This is a genomic window from Oceaniradius stylonematis (assembly GCF_003149475.2).
Classification (GTDB): domain Bacteria; phylum Pseudomonadota; class Alphaproteobacteria; order Rhizobiales; family Rhizobiaceae; genus Roseitalea; species Roseitalea stylonematis.
Genome location: NZ_QFWV02000008.1, coordinates 155,167 through 174,167, shown reverse-complemented (window position 1 = coordinate 174,167; position 19,001 = coordinate 155,167). Strand labels below are relative to the sequence as shown.

The window sequence follows — 19,001 nt, the reverse complement described above, 5'->3', positions numbered from 1 at the left end:
CCCCCATTAACCCAAGCCGTTCACCGCATTTTTCGCGCCGATCCGGTAATTTGTCCGCCTAACCCAAGGGAAATTTCAAGGGGCCGGACATGGATGCGCGCGTTGACGACACAGCAATCGCTCTTGCGGTGGATCTCGACGGGACGCTGATTTCCGGCGATCTTCTGTGGGAATGCGTGTTCCGCCTCGTGCGCGCCAATCCGCTTTTCGCGCTGATGCTGCCGGTCTGGCTGCTCGGCGGCAAGGCGCGCTTCAAACATGAGGTGTTCTCCCGGGTCAGCGTCGATCCTGCCAGCCTTGGCTATCGGCCCGAAGTGCTGCGCTTTCTGGAAGCGGAAAAGGAACGCGGTCGCGTTCTGATACTGGCGACGGCCAGCGCCCAGGACCATGCCGGACGGATCGCCGCCCATCTCGGCCTGTTCGACCGGGTGATCGGATCGACGCCGGACACCAATCTCAAATCGGCCGCCAAGAGGGCGCGCCTCGTCGCCGACTATGGCGATGCGGGCTTTGACTATGTCGGCAACAGCCGAGACGATGTGGCCGTCTTCGAAGCCGCGCGCCGGTCCTATGTGGTGGCGCCCGACCGCGAGGCGCGCGCCTGGTCGGATGCCCATGGCGGCGCGATCCTTGTCGATCACGGCCAGACCAGCCTGACCGACGTGGTCAGGATGCTGCGCGTCCATCAATGGGCCAAGAACGTGCTGATCGCCGTGCCGGCCGTGCTGGCGCATACGGTTTTCGAGCCGGTGACGCTGGTGCATCTGATCGGCGCCTTCTTCGCGTTCAGCTTCCTGGCGTCGGCGGTCTACGTCTTCAACGACCTGTTCGACCTGTCGATGGACCGCCGCCATCCGACCAAGTGCAAGCGGCCCCTGGCCGCCGGGCGCATCGATCCGGCGACCGGCATCAAGATCGCCTTCGGTCTGATGGCGTTTTCGGTGCTGATCACGATGACGCTGCCGCCCTTGTTCGGCATCGTGCTGGCGCTCTATTTCGTCGCCACGACCGCCTATTCGCTGAAGGTCAAGCGCTGGCTGCTGCTCGATGTGCTGACGCTGGCCGGCCTTTATACGGTGCGCATCATTGCCGGCATGGCGGCGGTTGGCGCCGAGCCGTCCTATTGGCTTCTGGCCTTTTCGATCTTCTTCTTTTTGTCGCTGGCGCTGGTCAAACGCTATGTCGAACTCGATCTGGCCAAGATCTCGGAAAGACAGCGGCTGTCGGGCCGCGGCTATCGTCCCGAGGACAAGGAAGTCATCGCCCAGGCCGGCATGGCGTCGGGTTTTTCGGCGATCGTCGTTTTGGCACTCTATCTCGACAGCCCGGCGGTCTACCAGCTCTACGACCATCCCTGGATGATCTGGCCGATCTGCCCGCTGGTCCTCTATCTGATCATGCGCATCTGGATTCTGGCCAAGCGGCGCGAGTTCAACGACGACCCGGTCGTTTTCATCGCGACCGACTGGCGCAGCCAGTTGATGATCGTCTTCGGCGCCGCTCTGATGTTCGCCGCCGGCGCGGTCGATTTCCATGCGCTCGGTCTATGACGGGTTCGGCCGGGTCCGTCCGGCCAGGCGTGCGGCGGTTGCCGGCCCGCTGACCGCCGAGGCGCTGCGCGATGCGGCGCCCGGCTCACTTCTGCCGTACGGCAATGGCCGCTCCTATGGCGATACCTGCCACAACGATGCCGGCACACTCGCTGACATGCGCGGTTCGGCGCGGATCGTCGCGTTCAACCCGGACAGCGGCGTTCTGGAAGCCGAAGCCGGCGTGATGCTGCATCGGATCATCGATTATTGCGCGTCCTACGGCTTCTTCCTGCCCGTGACGCCGGGCACCCGCTTCGTCACGCTGGGCGGCGCGGTGGCCAACGATGTGCACGGCAAGAACCATCATGTCCGCGGCACGCTGGGCCGGCATGTCGAGCAGATCGAACTGGTCCGCTCGGACGGCACCCACACGCTGTCGCGCACCGCGAACCCGGCACTGTTCGCCGCGACGATCGGCGGCATGGGGCTGACCGGGATCATCACGCGCGTGCGCCTGAAAATGATGAAGGTCGGTTCGCTCAACCTCATCGAGCGGCTGCAGCCCTTTGCGACGCTCGACGCCTATTTCGACGAGGCCGATGCGGCCGATGCGGCCAACGAATATGCGGTCGCCTGGCTCGATCAGCTGAACGGCGAACGCGGCGTCCTGATGACGGCGAACCACGCCGATGATGGCGACTACCGCACCGCCGTTCACGCGCCGCGCCTGTCGGTACCGTTCGAACTGCCGCTCTCGGCGCTCAACCATTTCAGCCTCCGAGCCTTCAATGCGGCGTTCCATTTCGCCAAGGCGCGCAAGGCCGGACGCGACCGCGTCACCGGTTTTGCCGGTTTCTTCTATCCGCTCGATGCGGTCGGCAACTGGAACCGGCTTTACGGGCCGGCGGGCCTGTTCCAGCACCAGAGCGCCATACCGTTCGAGACGGCGCGCGCGGCGATCCCGGCCATGCTGGCCGCATCGCGCAGGGCGGGGCAGGCCTCGTTCCTGACCGTTCTCAAGCGGTTCGGCGACATCGCATCGCCCGGCGTGATGAGCTTTCCGGTGCCGGGCTACACGCTGACGCTCGATTTTCCCAACCGGGGACCGAAGACGCTGGCGCTTCTGGACGAACTCGACCGGATCACGGTGGAGGCGGGCGGACGCGTCAATCCCTACAAGGATGCCCGCATGGGCGCGGAGACGTTCGCCGCCTGCTTTCCGCATTGGCACCAACTTGAGGCACTGCGCGACCCCGCGCTTTGCTCGGATTTCTGGCGGCGGACGGCGCTGATGCTGTCCAAAAACGGGAATGGGTCAATTGCGACCGACGATCTTCAGCAAACTCTAACGAAGGTCTCCTAAGACAGAAACCGGATGAGGGCCGGGCGCAGACAATGAAATACATACCGTTCATATTGTTCACGGTCGCGACCAACGCAGCGGCGCAACTCATGCTCAAGCAGGGCATGATGACGCTGTCGCCGGCGGTCCTCGGACAGCCGAACCTGATCTTCAAGACGCTGCTGATCATCTTCCAGCCCTGGGTGTTCTTCGGACTGGCGACGTTCGTCATTTCGATGGCCTCGCACATGTTCGTCCTGTCCAAGGTCGATCTGAGCTTTGCCTATCCGTTCCTGTCGCTCGCCTATGTGGCGGTGGCGGTTCTGGCCTGGCAGCTCTTCGGCGAGGATCTGGGCGCCTACAAGATCGCCGGCATCGCTTTCATCTGCGTCGGCACGGTCCTCGTCGCGCAATCGGGTTCGCCGCTGTCGGACACGCCGCGCACGACCCATTCCTCACCCGCAACCGCCATTACGGACGAAGCACAGTCATGAAACATGTGATCTTCGGCGGCGACGGTTTCGTCGGCCGCTTTCTCGCCAAGGATCTCGCCGAACGCGGCGAAAAGGTACTGGTCGCCGACATCAACAAATCGGACCTGCCGCACTACGCCACCGTCGATCACGTACACTGCGACGTGACCAATTCGGCGTCCGTCTCCGGCGTGCCGGTCGATGGCGACGACATGGTCTACAACCTGTCGGCGATGATGCTGTCGCCGATCCAGAAGCGCATCGACCGCTATCCGTTCTTCTATCCGGTCAACACGTTCGGCGCCGCCAACATCATGGCGCACACCGCTGCATCGGGCGCGTCCCAACTCGTCCAGTACACGACCGACATGGTCTACGGCAAAACGGTCAAGACGCCGCAGGACGAGAGCCATCCGATATCGCCGCTCGGCCATTATGGCGGTTCGAAAGCCGAGACCGAAGCGATCGCCGACGATTGGCGCATGCGCGGCCTGAAGATCACCATCGTGCGGCCGCGCCTGATCATCGGGCCCGGGCGCCTCGGCATTCTGGGCAAGCTGTTCAAGCTGATCGACATGAACCTGCCGGTGCCGATGATCGGCGCGGGCAAGAACCCCTACCAGTTCATCTCGGTCTATGACTGCGCCGAGGTGGCGCGCCTTGCCTGGGAACATGGCGTGCCCAACAAGGCCTACAATCTGGGGTCGGACAATCCGCCGCCGGTCAGGAAGCTCTTGGGCGACCTGATCCGCTCGGCCGGTTCGAAATCCATCCTGCTGCCGACGCCCGGCTTTGCCGTCAAATGGACGCTTGCCGCGCTCGACCAGCTGAACATGCCGCTCATGGACCCCGAGCAATATCTGATCGCCGACGAATATTGCGTGCGCGACACGGAGGCGGCCAAGCGCGATTTTGGCTGGGCGCCGAAATATCGCGACGAGGACATGTTGCAGGCGGCCTATGCGGAATACCGCAAGGCCAGGGACAGCGGCCTTGCGGTCGGCAATTCGACCGTCGTGGCGGCAGAGTGAGGACACCGAAAATGCTTGATTTCCTGACCAAGAAAAAACCGGTCGTCGAGGCGCCCGCCATGCAGACGCCGATGCCGGAAGGCGCCGCACACGCACAATTGGACAAGCCGGACCTGATGTCGGTGGCCGACGCCAAGGCGATGGGCGTTCCGGCGATGACCGAACTGTTCAAGGCGCATCTGAACCCCGGCCAGCTTCACTTCATGAAGCTGCTGGGTTTTCACAAGATCAAGATCGAGAGCGCCGAGGGGATGTATTACACCGACCAGAACGGTCGGAAGATCCTCGACTTCTTCGGAGGTTTTGGCTCTCTCGCGCTCGGCCATAATCATCCGCGCATCCTCGAAACCCGCAAGGTGTTCCAGGAGGAAAAGCGCCACGAGATCGCCATGGCGTTCATGTCGCAATATGCGGCGGCGCTGGCGCACAACATCGCGGCCTGCTCGCCCGAAGACCTCGACATGGTGTTTCTGGGATCGTCCGGTTCCGAGGCGATGGAAGCGGCGCTGAAGGTTGCCGAGCGCGCCGCCGGCCCTGAGCGTCCGCTCGTCGTCTATGCGGAGAATTCGTTCCACGGCAAGACCAAGGGTGTCCTGTCGATCACCGACGGGCCGCTCTACCGGGGCGAGTTCAAACTGCTCGACAATGGTGTGAAAGTTCCGTTCGGCGACATCGAAGCGGTCGAAGCCGCGTTCAAGGCGCATCCGGAGATCGGTGTGATCTGCCTTGAGACGGTGCAGGGCGGCGGCGGCATCATCGGCGCCGACAGCGCCTTTTGGCACAAGCTGCGCGATCTGTGCGACGAACATGACGTCATCTGGGTGGCCGACGAAGTGCAATGCGGGCTTGGCCGCACCGGCCGGTTCTACGCGTTCGAGCATCACGGCGTCGTTCCCGACGTCACGGCGCTTGCCAAATCGCTGGGCGGCGGCAAGTGCGCCATGGCGGCGATGATCGCCCGGCGCGACATCTACATGAAGGCCTACGGCACGCCGAAGACGGCGATGATCCACGCCCAGGCCACCTTCGGCGGCATCGGCGAAGCGTCGGTCACCGCGCTCGAGACGATCAACGTCCTCTATGAGGAAGGCCTGATCGACAATGCGGCCGACACGGGCGCCTATCTGATCTCCGAACTCGAACGGCTGCAGGCCAAATATCCGCAGATCATCAAGGATGTGCGCGGCCAGGGCTTGATGGTGGGCCTGGAATTCCACGATTTTTCGCAGACGCTGCCTGCGGTGCTGAGGCCGGCCGTGGCGATGCTGGACGACAAGCTGAAGGGCTCGCTTTCGGGCTTTATCGGTGCGCTTTTGCTGCGCGATCACGACATTCTGGTCGCCTTCACCGAATACAACCGCAACGTCATCCGGCTGGAGCCGCCGCTCATCTGCGAGCGCAGCCACGTCGACCGGTTCATCGCCGGGTTCGACGCGCTGCTCGGACGCGGAATCGTCGCCATCGTGCGCGATTTCGTCAAAAGCCAGGTGAGCTGACACAGCCCTGTCGGCAAAGGACCCCGAACGCCTGCCCTTTGCGCCGCCAGCCCGGCGCAAGGGGCATCGTGTTTGATCAGATGACGCAACGGAACAAGCGTCGTGATCGAGGACATCAACATCCGCATTCTGGCGACCGGCGAATGGCTGGCCCGGCGGCTAGCGCCGTTTGCCGGCACGTTGGGTCTTGTGCTGCTGCTGGCGCTGGCCGCCACGATCGCCGCCGCCGGCTGGGTTTTTCCCATCTACAATTGGGACATGTTCGCCTATCTGGCCGCCGCGCATGAAGCGCCCGGCATTTCGGTCGAAGCGCTGCATCGGCATGCCTATGAGACGATGCGACAGAACGCGCCGGCGGGTGACTTCATTGTCCTGACCCAGGACCGCGACTATCGCGTGCGCCAATATGCCGACCCGGAAGCCTTCTTCACCATGCTCGGCTTTTACCGGGTGAAGTTCCTCTATGTGGAGCTGCTGGGCTGGCTTTCGGATTTCGTCGATCCGTACATTGCCGTGCGGCTTCTGTCGGTCGTCCCGGCGGCACTGACGGTCGGGCTGGTGGCATGGTGGCTGGCGCGGGAGCGGGCGCTTCATCTGGCGCCGCTGGCGATTGCCCTGCTTCTGGTCTGCGCCTTCGGCGAGCGCGCCCGCTCGGGAACGCCCGATGCGCTGTCGACCATGCTGTTCGTTGCGGCCATGCTGGCCTTCATGGCCAGGCGCGAAGCGCTGGTGGCGATTCTCCTTTTCACCGCTTTTCTGGCGCGTCCCGACCATGCGGCCTATATCGGCGTTCTGTGGTTCGTTTCGGTCTTCACGCGAACCTTTTCCTGGGGCGCGTTCGTCGCGTTTGCCGCCGCCGCGATCGTCTATGTTCCGATGACGCAGGCCGGCGGCCATCCGGGCTGGTGGGTCCATTTCTGGTTCACCCATGTCGAGTTCGTGCCGACTCTGGAAGGGTTCGATCCGGACTTTTCGCTGGCCGTCTATGCCTATGCGGTGGTGCGCGTCATCGTCCGCTCACTGGTCGAGGAAACCTGGCTGGCCGTTCTGCTGCTGGGTTGCTTTGCATGGTGGCAGATGACGCTGCGCGGCTTCGGCTTCTCGCGGCGCGAGACGACGGTTCTCGTCGCGACGCTTCTGGCGATGGGCGCCAAGATGGTGGTGTTCCCGCTGCACGAAACGCGGTTCCATCTGCCCTATCTGATCGTGTTCGGCCTGGTGCTGATCTGCGCGCTGCGCGATCTGCGTTTCCTGCCCGGCCCCCGCGACATCAGCCGCCAAGCCGGGCCGCGATCTGCGGCCTGACATAGGCCGCATAGCAATCGGTCAGCCGGACCTTGACGTGGCCGGTCAGCGCCGGCGCATAGATACCGTAGAGCTGGCGGCCATTGTCCCGATAGGGGCATTGCGGTTCCAGCACGATGTCGGCGTCGGCGACCGCGTCGTAGACGTCCGCGTCCGGCTTGGGCACGGCGCGATAGGGATCGGCGCCGATGGCGATGTGGCGCGGGCCGGACTTGCCGAGAAGCCACGGGAACGGGTTGGCGAAGTCGAGCGTCATGATCGTCTCGTATCGCAGGCCGGCGGCTTCGAGACGCTTGAGTTCGCCGACCAGTTCGTCGGCGTCCTTCATCAGGCCGATCTGGAAATCGTGTTCGGAGTACAGCACGAAAGCGGGCAGTTCGCGGCGCATGGCGATCGCGCGAGTCGCCTCCGGGTATTCGATGTAGTGGGCGCGCATGCGCTCGTAGCGCTCCAGCTTGCGCGGCCGGACCGTTACCTGCCCCATCGCGCCGAGGTTTTCATGTTCCAGCGGCACCTGCCGGATCATCGCCAGATTGGCCCTGGTCGCGTGCTGGATGGTCTGGACCGCCGGCGGCAGGACCGTACAGGCGGCCACAAGCGCGGCGGCCGCCTTGGCGCCGTTGCTGCCGTCCGCCGCGAACATGCGCGCAAGCGCGAGGATGGCGACCGGCCACAGAGCGATGTGCTCCTGGCTGCCGGTGTTCTGGCTTTCAAAGAAGATGCCGCCGGCAAGGGCGGCGCCGAGCCAGATGGACGGATGGTCGCAGACCGCGCGCCAGAGCGGCTGACCTGCAGCAGTACGGGCGGGAAGTACGACGATCAGAAGCGCGCCCAGAAGCCCGGCGAAGATGACCGTGCCGCCGGTGCGCGATGCGCCCTGGATCAGCCGCGAGGCAAGGCTGGAATCATTGATGTCCAAAAGCGCGACGATGTCGGCCAGATAGGCCGAGATCATGCCCGTCGCCAGTTCGAGACCGCCCAGCGCGGCGGCGAAGATGACGGCGCTGGCGATAGCGCCGAAAAGCCGGATTCGGCCGGCCGCCAGGGCGGCCAGACACAGCAGCCCCGCCGCCACGAAACCGGTGATCTTGACCAGGAACAGCACCAGCATCAGCGCTGCGACCAGGGCGACAAGAAGCGAGCGGTTGCGCACAAACATCAGCGCCGCCGCCAGAACGTAGAGAAGTTGGCTGGCATGGCGGTTGTAGATGCCGAAACCGTCCGAGCCGGGATAATTGTAATATTCGGTGGTGTTGAACGGCAGCAGCGTGAACAGCGCGAAGGGCACCGCCAGCGCCAGCGCGATGAGCGGGTTGCGGCGCGCCACGTCCCAAAGGATGAGCGCCATCAGCGGAATGGTGACGATCGCGATCGACCAGTTGGCGGCGTACATGGGTTGCGCGTCGGCAAACAGCGCCATCGTCCAGGTGCTCAGATAATATTCGAGCGGGCCGACGGGCGTGAAGAAATCGACATTGGGCATTTGGCCCTGGCCAAGGCGATTGGCGGCATCGAGATAGAGGAAACTGTCCCAGTACATCGAGCCGAGCGGCGCGCGCAGCGGCAGCAGCAGACCGGCGGCGATCAGCGCGACGAGAGCGCCCATGACCAGCCAGACAAGACCGGCCAGCCCGAGACGGGGCATTGCAGCGGATTGATCGAGCGTGGTGACACTCATGGGCAGGCACTCTTGCAAGACGGCACTTGACGCACGCGCGCGTCGTCGGCCCATCATAGCGTGCCGGCCTGCCCGGCAGGTTAATGCCGGCCGTTCAATTGTCGTTAAGGTTACGGCCGTTCCGTTGCGTCACGAGCGCGGTTTGAGGTTCTCGGGGTCGTAGAGCGGCGCATAGCCGATGCCGGCAACCTCGACGGGAAACCGCTCGCCGAAATATTCGATCATCAGCCCGTTGCCCTTCTTGGCGCGGTCGTGCGGCAGGTAGGCCAGCGCGATGTTCTTGCCGATCGAGGGGCCATAGGCGATCGAGGTCGTGAAGGATCGCCGCCCCAGCTCGTCGATGAGTACTTCGCCGGTGGCCTCATCCATCACCGGGCAGATGCCGACCGGATAGCGGGCGACGCCGTGCGAATCCACATTGTCGGTCATGACCAGCGTGCACAGCGTCGCCGGCTGGTGGTTGCGGGCGCGCTGCTCGAGATAGGCGGCCTTGCCGCGGAAATCGGCCTGTTTGACCTTCGGGCGGGCAAGATCGGCTTCGAGCAGATTGTATTCGGTCAGAAGGTCGGCGTTCTGAAGGCGCAGGCTCTTTTCCATGCGCCGCGAGTTTGCATAGGTCTCGACGCCGAACGCCATGACGCCCAGGTCGCGGATCGCGTCCCAGACGGCCAGCCCGTCCTCGTAGCGCATGTGCAGTTCCCAGCCCTGCTCGCCGACATAAGAGATGCGGAAGGCCGTCACCGCCTTGCCGGCGATCTCGATCTGCCTGAGCGTGGCGAACGGGAAGTTCTCGTGCTCCAGCGTGTCCGGGTCGGCGACCAGCTTCTGCAGCGTGGCGCGCGCGTTCGGCCCCCAAAGGCCGATGGTGGTGAAGTCCTCGGTCACATCGGTGATGGCGACATCGAACCCCATGTCGGCGGCGACACGTTTCATGAAGTTGAAATCGCGCGGGCCGGCATCGGCGCCGTCGATGACACGGCAGCGGTCTTGCATGCGGATGACGGTCAGGTCCGCGCGCACGCCGCCATCGTCTTCGAGGAAATGGGTGTAGATGCCCTTGCCGACCATGTTCTCGCCGCCGATCTTGGCGACGCACAGCCATTCCATCAGGTCCACATGGCCGGGTCCTTCGACATCGTAGATGGCGAAATGCGACAGGTTCACCATGCCGACATTGTCGCTCATCTCGAGATGCTCGGCATTGGAGACGCGCCAGAAGTGGCGGTTGTCCCATTCGTCTTGGCGGACCGGAACCCTGTCGCCCCATTTGTCGAGCAGATGCTCGTTGGCCGCATAGCCATGGGCGCGCTCCCAGCCGCCCAGTTCCATGAAATGGCCGCCCAGTTCCACTTCGCGCTCGTAAAAAGGCGAGCGCCGGATGTTGCGGCCCTTGGAGAAGGGTTCGCGCGGGTGGACGGCCGGATTGTAGACCTTCATCGCGGTTTCGGTGCAGCGGTCGCGGATGAAGCCTTCTTCGGTCTGGTGCGGATAGAAGCGGGCATAATCTGCGGCGTGGATGTCGATCGGTGTGCGGCCGTCGGTCATCCAGTCGGCGATCAGCTTGCCGACACCGGGGCCGTCCTTGACCCAAATGGCGACGGCGTACCATAGGCCGCGCACCTTCTGGCTTTCGCCCAGCGACGCGCCGCCATCGGTCGTCACCTGCAAAAGCCCGTTGAAGGAGCGCTTTTCCTCATAGCCGAGCTTGGCGAGGATCGGGGTCAGCTCCATCGCCTTTTCGAGCGGCTCGATGACCTGCTCCATCTCCAGATCGCGCTGGGAGGGGGACAGGCGCGCCTGTTCCTTCTCAAGGATGTCGCGCGGATGGACCAGGCGCGGCTCGGTTTCCTCGTAATATCCCCATTCGATCATCCCGCCCTCGGTCGACTTGGGATCGCCCGTGTCGCGCATATAGGCCGAATTGCCCTGGTCGCGCAGCAGCGGCCAGCCGATCTCCTTGCCGGTGCCGGCGAACTCGTCGTAAGGCCCGAACCACAGGAGCGGGTGGTCGATGGGCATCACCGGCAGGTCCTCGCCCGCCATTTCGGCGATCAGCCGGCCCCAGAGACCGGCGCAGACGATCACATGGTTTGCCCTGATCGTGCCGCGGCGCGTGACGACGCCGGCAATGCGGCCGTCCTCGATAACCAGATCGGTGGCCGGCAGGTTGGCGAACGTCGTCAGCTTGCCGCTCTTTTCGGCGTTCTCGACGAGTTCGCCGGTAACGACCTGGCTGCGTGGCGTGACGAGACCCGCATCGGGGTCCCAAAGCGCGCCCTGGATCATCTCCTCTTCGAGAAGCGGGAATTTCGCCTTGGCCTCGGCGGCCGAGATCATCGTCGCGCGGGTGCCGAACGCCTTGCCCGAGGCGACCTTGCGCTTGAGCTCGGCCATGCGTTCGTCGTCGCCGACCCGCGCCACTTCGAGCCCGCCGACGCGCGCGTAGCGGCCCATCTTCTCGTAGAAATCGATCGAATAGGCCGTCGTCCAGCAGGAGAGCTGGTCGTGGCTGGTCGCATAGCAGAAGTCCGAGGCGTGCGACGTCGAGCCGATATCGGTGGGCACGGCCGATTTGTCGATGCCGACGATGCCGTCCCAGCCGCGTTCGATCAGATGGTGGGCGACCGAGGCGCCGACAATGCCGCCAATACCGATGATGACGATTTTGGCCTGTTCGGGAAAGGCTGCCATGGCTCGGTCTCCGCGCATCGTTTGCATCCGGGCTCATGGCCGGACCGCTTCATTCCAGCCTTATCGGAAATGCCGCGTCAACGCCCTGTCCTGCCTGCGACGGAGAGATGTCGGGCGCGCGGCCAAAAAGCCGTCAAGCCCCGTGGCGGCGAAAGCGCCTCGCCATATCGTTACCGCGATTGGCTTCTTCAATGATGGCGATGACGTATCATGGGTCCATGAAAGCGTTCCTGTCGCGATTCGTCGCTCTGGCGATGCTGCTGGTTCCGGCGGCCGGTCAGGTTTGGGCGCAGGATCGTCAGGTCGATGTCGAGCTGGTGCTCGCCGTCGATGTCTCCGGTTCGATGCGCGATCACGAACTGGCGCTTCAGCGGCGCGGCTATGCCGAAGCGTTCCGGACCAAGGCGGTCCACGATGCGATCGCCGGCGGGCTGATCGGGGAAGTGGCGGTTACCTATGTGGAATGGGCGCGCGTCGACCTTCAACGCGTCATCGTGCCCTGGACGGTGATCAGCGATGCGCAGGGCGCCAACGCGTTCGCCGACCGTCTCGAACAGGCGCCGATCGCCAACATGCGCAACACGTCGATTACCGGCGCGATCCTCTACGGCATCGCCGCCATCGAGGAGAATGCGTTCGAAGGCCTGCGCCGTGTCATCGATATTTCCGGCGACGGCCCGAACAATCAGGGCGGACGGGTCGATCTGGCGCGCGACGAGGCGGTCGATCGCGGCATCGTCATCAACGGCCTGCCGATCATGGCCGAGCCCTGGATGGGCGGGCTGGGTTTCAACATTTCGGGTCTCGACGTCTACTACCGCGACTGCGTGATCGGCGGGCCGGGCGCGTTCCTGCTGCCGGTCCGGGACTGGGACGAATTTGCCGAGGCGGTGCGCCGCAAGATCGTGCTCGAACTGGCGGGCAAGACGCCGCCCGACGACAAGGCCGTCGTCCGGGCAATGCCGGTCCATCTGGTCAATGACGGCCCGGTCGACTGCACGATCGGCGAACGGCTGCGCGGGATCAGGGAACTGCGGTAGGGCCTCTGAGCCTGCCAAGTGCATTTGCACCGCCGACGATTCCCGTTAAGCGTGCCGGTATGGGAGACGGGCGCGAAATCTTCGGCATTGTCGTCTTGTCGGTTCAGGTCAGCCTGACCGCGTCGCTGATCGGCATGGCGATCGGCGCGCCGCTGGGCGGCTGGATATGCACGCTGCGCGGGCGGGCACGGCGCATCTGGCTGGCCATCTTCTCGGCGCTTCTGGCGGTCCCGACGGTGGTGGTCGGCCTGATCGTCTACATCCTGCTGTCGCGATCGGGCCCGCTGGGCTGGCTCGACATCCTGTTCACCCCGACGGCCATCGTCATCGCCCAGGTCATCATCACGCTGCCGGTGATCACGGTGTTCTCGCACCGGGCATGCGCCGGCCAATGGGCCGAGCATGGCGACCAGATCCGCCTCGACATCAGGGCGCGCTGGCGTCAGGTGACCGAACTGATGCGCATGGCGCGGGCCGGGCTGGTCACCGCCTTTCTGGTGGCGTTCGGCCGGGCGATCTCGGAAGTGGGCGCGGTGATGATCGTCGGCGGCAACATTCGCGGATCGACCCGCGTGATGACGACGGCGATCACGCTCGAAACCCGGCAGGGCAATTTCAACGTCGCCGTGGCGCTGGGCGTGATTTTGGTTGCGATTTCGTTTCTTGTCACGGTCCTGACATGGTGGGTGACACGCGAGCGCGGGCAGCGGACCAATACCGCATGAACCCGGGCGAAGCGGTCAGCCCGCCTCTTCGTCGCCGGCGATGAAGAAGAGCTGCTGGCCATCGACGGTGTAGGCCCGGATCGCATCGCGGCCGGTCTCGCTGGTCAGCCATTCGTGCCATCGGGTGGCCCATCTGGTTTCGTCGGCGGGAACCGCTTCGTTGGTAACGACGATCGAGGCATAGGGATTGAACAGGGGCGGGTCTTCCTCGAAGACGATCACATGACCGTCCTTGCGGCCGAACTTCACCCAGGTCGCCCGGTCGGTCATGGTGTAGCCGCCCATCTGCGTGGTCGTCAGGATGGTCTGGCCCATGCCGGCACCCGCCTCGCGATACCAGGCGCCGAACGTGGCCGGATCGAGCGCCGCCTCGGCCCACAGGCGCAGTTCCTTGCGGTGGGTGCCGCTGTCGTCGCCGCGGGAGACGAACACCGCGCCGCTGTCGGCAATCCTCGTCATGGCCTGCGCCGTGTCCGACGCTCCGGCCAGATCGGCGGGGTCGTCCCGAGGGCCGATGATGACGAAATCATTGTACATGACGTCGCGGCGGTCGGAGCCGTGACCGGCGGCGACGAACGTGTCCTCGCCGATCCGGTCGTGAACCAGGATGGCGGCGGCATCGCCGCGCCGGCCCATCTCAAGCGCCTGCCCGGTGCCGACCGCGACGACATCGATGGCAATGCCCGTTTCGGCTGCAAATTGCGGGATGATCGCATCCAGAAGGCCGGAATTCTCGGTCGAAGTGGTGGTGGCCAGAAGGAAACGCTTCTCCGCCGCGTTGGCGGGGGCGATGGCGAACAGCGCCAGAAGAAGGACGGCGGCGAAACGCAGATATGCGGACATCATCGCTCCGGGGGTCGGGACCGTGGATCAGGCGACGAGCAGTTGCTTGCGCTCGGCCCGTTCCTGTTGCGGCGACTTGGCATAAAGTTCGCGATAGCACTTTGAGAAATGCGACGCGGAGACGAAACCGCAGGCAATCGCCACCTCGACGACGGGCATTGTCGACTGGACCAGGAGATGGCGGGCGCGATCGAGCCGTATTTCCAGATAATAGCGCGCGGGCGAACGGCCCATCTCCTGCCGGAAAAGCCGTTCGATCTGCCGGCGCGACAGGCCGACATGGTCGGCGATCTCCAGAAGCGACAGCGGCTCGGAGAGATTGGCTTCCATCAGTTCGATGATGGACAGGACGCGCGCGTTCTGCACGCCGAGCCGGGCGCGCAGCGGCAGGCGCTGGCGATCGGTTGCCGCGCGCACGCGGTCGGTCAGCATCTGTTCGCAGACGCGGTTGACCAGATCGTCGTCGAAATCCTCGGCGATCAGCGACAGCATCATGTCCAGAGCGGCGGTGCCTCCGGCGCAGGTGTAGATGTTGCCGTCGACCTCGAACAGGTCGGCATAGACCTCGGCCTTGGGGAATTTTTCCGAAAAACCCGGAAGGTTCTCCCAGTGAATGGCGCAGCGGCGCCCGCTGAGCAGCCCGGCGGACGCGATCACGTGGGCGCCGGTGCAAAGGCCGCCGACGCCGATGCCTCGCGCATGCATCTCGCGCACGATGCCCGTCGCCGCCTTGGTGGTGTGGCTTTCCACATTGACGCCGCCGCAAACCAGGAACAGCGACGCCCGGTCGGGTTTGGAGATCATGCGCCGCTCGTCCTCGATGGCGGCGTGCACGGACACCTGGACGCCGTTCGAAGCGGTGACCGGTTCGCCTGTCTCGCTCGCCAGTCGCCACACATAGGCGTCATAGCCCAGCATGCGGTTGGCCGAGCGCAATGCCTCGACGGCCGACGTGAAGGCGATCATCGTGAATTCCGGCACGAGGAAGAACACGATGGTGCGCGTCGGCGCCCGTGTGCCCGGCTTGCTTTCGTCCATGACCCGGCTCCCATCAGGCCGCACGCGCAGGGCGTACGTGGACAATGTCATCTGGCCGACACACAATCAGCCACCGGCGCGCCGCGCAACGTTTTTTCACGCCGAAGCGCGCGCGATGCGGTCCACCAGCGCGCAGAGCGTATCGGCGTGGAAGGTGAATCGGCCGGTATCGACCGGCTCGGGCGAGGCGTCAGCGCCCCACTCGGCCGGACGCGGCACAAAGGCGGTGGCGAGCCCGCACGCGGCGGCCGCGTCCAGATCGTCGTCATGGCAGGCCACCATCACCGTTTCGGCCGGGCTTGTCCCCAGCGCCGCGCAGGATTTGAGATAGACGGCCGGTTCGGGCTTGAAGGTCCGCGCCAGTTCGGCGCCCGCAATCGTCGTCCATGTCAGGCCGGCATGATCGGCAAGGCGCGCCATCATCGCCCGTGATCCGTTCGAGCAGGCGGCAACCGGCATCACGCTTGCCAGTCTTCGCAGGCTTTCCGCTGTGTCCGGCCATGCGGGCAGGGCATCCCATGCCGCGTTGAGGGCGGCGCGGTCGCCGGCATCGACATGATGCGACAGGTTCATCTCGTCCAGCACGTCGTCGAGTGTTTCGATCTGGATCGCGTCGAGCGGGCGGTAGGGGTCGCGCCCGGAGCGGACGCGGTCCATCGATGGCTGATAGCGCCGCCGCCAGCCTTCGGCGATGGCGCGTCCCGCGCCGGTATCGAGGCCCTTTTCGGCGAGCATGCGTTCGGCAGCGGTTCGCATGCCGGTATGCCAGTCCACACAGGTGCCGTAGACATCGAAAAGCGCAGCCCTGATCATGATGTGTCAAGGCATGCGGAAGCCGGCCGCGTCAAGCCCGACGCGACCGGCTGTGAGCGGCGATCATGGTCCCGTCAGACGAACAGGCCGTAGCGCGAGCCGGCGCGCGCAGCGGTCTCGCCGGGCATGGTGCGGCCCAGGCGATTGCGTTCGAACGCGGTGGTCAGGTTTGCGCCGTTGGTGGGAGCGTAGGCGGTCAGGGTGCCGACGCGGAAGAATTTCGCAAAAATGGACATTTCATCACTCCATGCGGTTTGCCATTTCACACGGAGCAGCCTTGGCGCGACCGGACGGTTCCGACGACGGTTTGGACCCGTCGTTTGGCAGGAACCCGCCGGCTATTATCAGGACGCTTGTCGGGCGGTTGGGTCCGACCCGATATCGACGTCCCCGTTGGGGCGGCTCATGGCCCGCATATGGGCCTTGTGTGACGGAATTGCGATGACAAATGCGAAGTCGGATATGAATTTTGCGCCACCCGAACGCCGCCGTTCGGCAAGGGTAAACAGGGCGTTAAGAAACAGCCCCTGAACCTGCCTGGCGCCGGCGCCGTGCCAATGCGGCATTGGCGCCGATGGCGATCAGATAGCAGCCAAGCAGGAACCAGGGCACGCCGGCAAATCCGGTGACGGCGATGATGGCGATCAGAAGCGGCGTTCCGGTCGTGTTGCCCAGATTGCCGGTCTGGGCCAGCCCGCCATTGGCCAGCGCCCGGTCGGCCGTGCCGGCGTTGAGTTGCGGCACAGCGGCGAAGCTGGCGCCCTGCACGAGGCCCAGGCAGGCAAACAGCGCCACCGCCAGCCATGCCGCCGGCCCGGCAACAGCGAAAAGCGCGCCGAAGACCGCCGCCGCCACGAAGCCGATCTGAACCACGGTGGTGGCCGGCACGAAACGCAGCAGGAAGACGCCCAGCGTCATCGAGGAGACGATGCTGGCAAGCGGCATCAGCGCCGTCGCAAGGACGCGCTGCTCAGCATCGATGAATGGCGGCAGAACGGCGAGCAGGGCCACAAAGGTCAGTGTGTAGAACACCCAGCCGATCGCCGGCGCGCCGATCGTCGGCGATGTGTAGATGTCGATGTGACGGGCAATGAGTTGGCGCGGGCCGAGCGGCGGCGCGGCCACGGCGAGCGGGGCAGGGCGCGGCAGCACGAGGGCCAGCAGCACGGCGAAGACGGCCATATAGACGCCGTGCGCCAAAAAGACCGCACCCGGACCGCCGGCGCTCACAAGGGCGGGCGCGATGAGCGCGGCGGCTGCGAATGCGACACCGAAGAACGTGCCCCACAACGTCAGTGCCGCGCCCTGATGCCGGGCCGGCGTGATCTGCGCGATCAATGTCGGCGTGGCGACGACGATGGCGAGGTGCGACAGGCCCTCCACGAACCGGATCGCCAGCATCCATGAAAAGGGCGGCATAGTGGCCTGGATGAAGGAAACGACAGCGCCGAGCACGATCCCGGTCAGGAGCAGCCGCCGCAGCCCGATGCGGATGGCAAGGACACCGGCGACGAGCCCCAGCACGATTCCCATCAGCGCGATCAGCGAGACCAGAAAGCCCGAGGCCACGCCGGTCTCGCCATAATGGTCCTGAAGCGCGGGCAGGATCACGGCCATCTTGGCGAACTGGGCCGCGCAGCCAAGGCCGGCCAGCCAGAGCGCGAGAACCAGAAACAGGGGCGATGAGAACAGTCGGCGCATCGGCCTGCCCTAGCCGCTGAAACCCAATCGGCGAAACGAATTTTTCTGAACCATTTGATCCATGGCGCGTTGGCCGTGGCGGTAAAGGTCTGCCGCATTTATCGGCTTTTGCATCGGGCCAAGGCTTGGTTATGGTGCGGGGCGCGGAGAGGGACGTCATAGCTGTTGAACACGCCGAGCTTCACCATCGGGATCGAGGAAGAGTATCTGCTGGTCGATGCGGATACGCTGACACTGGCCGAAGCGCCCGATGCGCTGATGGACGTGCTCCAGAAGGACCTGCAAAAGCAGGTCAGCCCGGAATATCTTCAGTGCCAGGTGGAAGTGGGCACGCGTGTCTGCGGGACCGCCGGCGAGGCGCGCGACGACCTGCGCCGCCTGCGCAGCACGGTGGCGCGGCGGGCGGCCGAGTTCAATCGGGTGCCGATTGCGGTCTCCTGCCATCCCTCTGCGGAGTGGAACAAGCAGCACCACACGGACAAGGAGCGCTACAACGATCTGCGCGTCGAGATGGCGGCGATGGCCCGCCGGCTGCTGATCTGCGGCATGCATGTGCATGTGGGCATCGACGACGATGCGCTGCGCGTCGATCTGATGGCGCAGCTTTGCTATTTCCTGCCGCACCTTCTTGCGCTGTCGACCTCGTCGCCCTTCTGGCAGGGGCAGGATACGGGCCTTGCCTCCTACCGGCTCGGGGTCTTCGACAATCTGCCGCGCACCGGCCTGCCGCCGCATTTCGGCAGTTTCGGCGAATATGAGCGCACCACCGGCGTTCTGATCAAGGCGGGCCTGATCGAGGACACATCGAAGGTCTGGTGGGATCTGCGGCCCTCATGCCGTTTTCCCACGTTGGAAACGCGCATTTGCGACATGTCGCCAAGGCTTGACCACACGATCGCGATCGCAGCGCTCGTGCAGGCGATCACGCGCATGCTTTGGCGGCTGCGCCAGCAGAACATGCGCTGGCGGGTCTATGACCGGTTCCTGATCAGCGAAAACCGCTGGCGGGCGCAGCGTTACGGCATCACCGAAGGGCTGATCGACTATGGCAAGGGCGAGGTTGTGCCCTGCGCACAATTGCTCGACGAGCTGATCGACCTGGTCACGCCGGACCTGGCCGTGCTCGGCACGATGCGGCAGATGGACGTGTTGCGCGACATCATGCTGACCGGCACCAGCGCCTCGCGCCAGCGTGCCGCGCGTGAACAGGCCCGGTCCGACGATCCCGACGCGATCACCCGCGCCGTCGTCACGCATCTGATCGAGGAATTCCACGCGGACTTGTGAAGGCCA

General features: G+C 64.8%; 16 protein-coding genes. 9 read left to right on the top strand and 7 right to left on the bottom strand.

Translation table 11 applies throughout. From position 1 onward, the window contains the following. Positions 1 to 89: 89 nt before the first annotated feature. From DEM25_RS14035 to DEM25_RS14010, 6 genes are all read left to right on the top strand, one after another. Positions 90 to 1,550, top strand: coding sequence for a UbiA family prenyltransferase (locus DEM25_RS14035; protein WP_109766348.1), 1,461 nt, complete (start codon positions 90 to 92; stop codon positions 1,548 to 1,550). Beyond that, on the top strand, positions 1,534 to 2,895 hold the full coding sequence (locus DEM25_RS14030) for an FAD-binding oxidoreductase (RefSeq protein ID WP_109766347.1): 1,362 nt from the start codon (positions 1,534 to 1,536) through the stop codon (positions 2,893 to 2,895). The genes DEM25_RS14035 and DEM25_RS14030 overlap by 17 nt, the downstream gene beginning before the upstream one ends. A 32-nt stretch (positions 2,896 to 2,927) precedes the next feature. Continuing rightward, the gene (locus tag DEM25_RS14025) at positions 2,928 to 3,368 is read left to right on the top strand and encodes a DMT family transporter (RefSeq protein WP_196780390.1); all 441 of its coding nucleotides are present in this window, start codon (positions 2,928 to 2,930) and stop codon (positions 3,366 to 3,368) included. Next, positions 3,365 to 4,378 carry an NAD-dependent epimerase/dehydratase family protein gene (locus tag DEM25_RS14020; RefSeq protein WP_109766346.1) on the top strand — a complete coding sequence of 338 codons (1,014 nt, stop codon included), beginning with the start codon at positions 3,365 to 3,367 and terminating at the stop codon, positions 4,376 to 4,378. The genes DEM25_RS14025 and DEM25_RS14020 overlap by 4 nt, the downstream gene beginning before the upstream one ends. Before the next feature lie 59 nt (positions 4,379 to 4,437). Beyond that, positions 4,438 to 5,874: an aspartate aminotransferase family protein gene (locus DEM25_RS14015; protein ID WP_109766474.1), complete on the top strand. Its 1,437-nt coding sequence runs from the start codon at positions 4,438 to 4,440 to the stop codon at positions 5,872 to 5,874. A 102-nt stretch (positions 5,875 to 5,976) separates the two neighbouring features. Continuing rightward, on the top strand, positions 5,977 to 7,179 hold the full coding sequence (locus DEM25_RS14010; RefSeq protein ID WP_109766345.1) for a hypothetical protein: 1,203 nt from the start codon (positions 5,977 to 5,979) through the stop codon (positions 7,177 to 7,179). Here the strand turns inward: DEM25_RS14010 and DEM25_RS14005 are convergent. After that, positions 7,145 to 8,857, bottom strand: coding sequence for a hypothetical protein (locus DEM25_RS14005; RefSeq protein ID WP_147393329.1), 1,713 nt, complete (start codon positions 8,855 to 8,857; stop codon positions 7,145 to 7,147). The two genes, DEM25_RS14010 and DEM25_RS14005, sit on opposite strands and share 35 nt — an antisense overlap. 129 nt (positions 8,858 to 8,986) lie before the next feature. Continuing rightward, positions 8,987 to 11,548 (bottom strand): GcvT family protein, encoded by a 2,562-nt coding sequence (locus DEM25_RS14000; RefSeq protein WP_109766343.1) that lies wholly within the window; start codon positions 11,546 to 11,548, stop codon positions 8,987 to 8,989. Positions 11,549 to 11,766: 218 nt separating this feature from the next. Between DEM25_RS14000 and DEM25_RS13995 the strand changes: the two genes are divergently transcribed. Beyond that, positions 11,767 to 12,588 (top strand): DUF1194 domain-containing protein, encoded by an 822-nt coding sequence (locus tag DEM25_RS13995; protein ID WP_109766342.1) that lies wholly within the window; start codon positions 11,767 to 11,769, stop codon positions 12,586 to 12,588. Between the two features lie 59 nt (positions 12,589 to 12,647). Further along, positions 12,648 to 13,313 (top strand): ABC transporter permease, encoded by a 666-nt coding sequence (locus DEM25_RS13990; RefSeq protein WP_109766341.1) that lies wholly within the window; start codon positions 12,648 to 12,650, stop codon positions 13,311 to 13,313. 15 nt (positions 13,314 to 13,328) lie between these two features. On the opposite strand, the gene DEM25_RS13985 is transcribed toward DEM25_RS13990, so the two are convergent. From DEM25_RS13985 to DEM25_RS13970, 5 genes are all read right to left on the bottom strand, one after another. Beyond that, a complete protein-coding gene (locus DEM25_RS13985; RefSeq protein WP_109766340.1) occupies positions 13,329 to 14,156 on the bottom strand; it encodes an ABC transporter substrate-binding protein in 828 nt (275 codons plus the stop codon). 27 nt (positions 14,157 to 14,183) lie between these two features. Further along, on the bottom strand, positions 14,184 to 15,194 hold the full coding sequence (locus tag DEM25_RS13980) for a GlxA family transcriptional regulator (protein WP_109766339.1): 1,011 nt from the start codon (positions 15,192 to 15,194) through the stop codon (positions 14,184 to 14,186). A gap of 96 nt (positions 15,195 to 15,290) precedes the next feature. Beyond that, positions 15,291 to 16,007 carry a haloacid dehalogenase type II gene (locus tag DEM25_RS13975; protein WP_109766338.1) on the bottom strand — a complete coding sequence of 239 codons (717 nt, stop codon included), beginning with the start codon at positions 16,005 to 16,007 and terminating at the stop codon, positions 15,291 to 15,293. 74 nt (positions 16,008 to 16,081) lie between these two features. Then, positions 16,082 to 16,243 (bottom strand): hypothetical protein, encoded by a 162-nt coding sequence (locus tag DEM25_RS17820; protein ID WP_158585274.1) that lies wholly within the window; start codon positions 16,241 to 16,243, stop codon positions 16,082 to 16,084. Positions 16,244 to 16,520: 277 nt separating this feature from the next. Next, positions 16,521 to 17,708: an MFS transporter gene (locus tag DEM25_RS13970; RefSeq protein WP_109766337.1), complete on the bottom strand. Its 1,188-nt coding sequence runs from the start codon at positions 17,706 to 17,708 to the stop codon at positions 16,521 to 16,523. Positions 17,709 to 17,873: 165 nt separating this feature from the next. On the opposite strand from DEM25_RS13970, the gene DEM25_RS13965 reads away from it, so the two are divergent. Next, positions 17,874 to 18,995, top strand: coding sequence for a carboxylate-amine ligase (locus tag DEM25_RS13965; protein ID WP_109766336.1), 1,122 nt, complete (start codon positions 17,874 to 17,876; stop codon positions 18,993 to 18,995). Positions 18,996 to 19,001: the final 6 nt, after the last annotated feature.

Coding starts and splice junctions, on each gene's coding strand:
- DEM25_RS14035 (WP_109766348.1), top strand. CDS start 90: ATGGATGCGCGCGTTGACGACACAGCAATCGCTCTTGCGGTGGATCTC.
- DEM25_RS14030 (WP_109766347.1), top strand. CDS start 1,534: ATGCGCTCGGTCTATGACGGGTTCGGCCGGGTCCGTCCGGCCAGGCGT.
- DEM25_RS14025 (WP_196780390.1), top strand. CDS start 2,928: ATGAAATACATACCGTTCATATTGTTCACGGTCGCGACCAACGCAGCG.
- DEM25_RS14020 (WP_109766346.1), top strand. CDS start 3,365: ATGAAACATGTGATCTTCGGCGGCGACGGTTTCGTCGGCCGCTTTCTC.
- DEM25_RS14015 (WP_109766474.1), top strand. CDS start 4,438: ATGCAGACGCCGATGCCGGAAGGCGCCGCACACGCACAATTGGACAAG.
- DEM25_RS14005 (WP_147393329.1), bottom strand. CDS start 8,857: ATGAGTGTCACCACGCTCGATCAATCCGCTGCAATGCCCCGTCTCGGG.
- DEM25_RS14000 (WP_109766343.1), bottom strand. CDS start 11,548: ATGGCAGCCTTTCCCGAACAGGCCAAAATCGTCATCATCGGTATTGGC.
- DEM25_RS13995 (WP_109766342.1), top strand. CDS start 11,767: ATGAAAGCGTTCCTGTCGCGATTCGTCGCTCTGGCGATGCTGCTGGTT.
- DEM25_RS13990 (WP_109766341.1), top strand. CDS start 12,648: ATGGGAGACGGGCGCGAAATCTTCGGCATTGTCGTCTTGTCGGTTCAG.
- DEM25_RS13985 (WP_109766340.1), bottom strand. CDS start 14,156: ATGTCCGCATATCTGCGTTTCGCCGCCGTCCTTCTTCTGGCGCTGTTC.
- DEM25_RS13980 (WP_109766339.1), bottom strand. CDS start 15,194: ATGGACGAAAGCAAGCCGGGCACACGGGCGCCGACGCGCACCATCGTG.
- DEM25_RS13975 (WP_109766338.1), bottom strand. CDS start 16,007: ATGATCAGGGCTGCGCTTTTCGATGTCTACGGCACCTGTGTGGACTGG.
- DEM25_RS17820 (WP_158585274.1), bottom strand. CDS start 16,243: ATGTCCATTTTTGCGAAATTCTTCCGCGTCGGCACCCTGACCGCCTAC.
- DEM25_RS13970 (WP_109766337.1), bottom strand. CDS start 17,708: ATGCGCCGACTGTTCTCATCGCCCCTGTTTCTGGTTCTCGCGCTCTGG.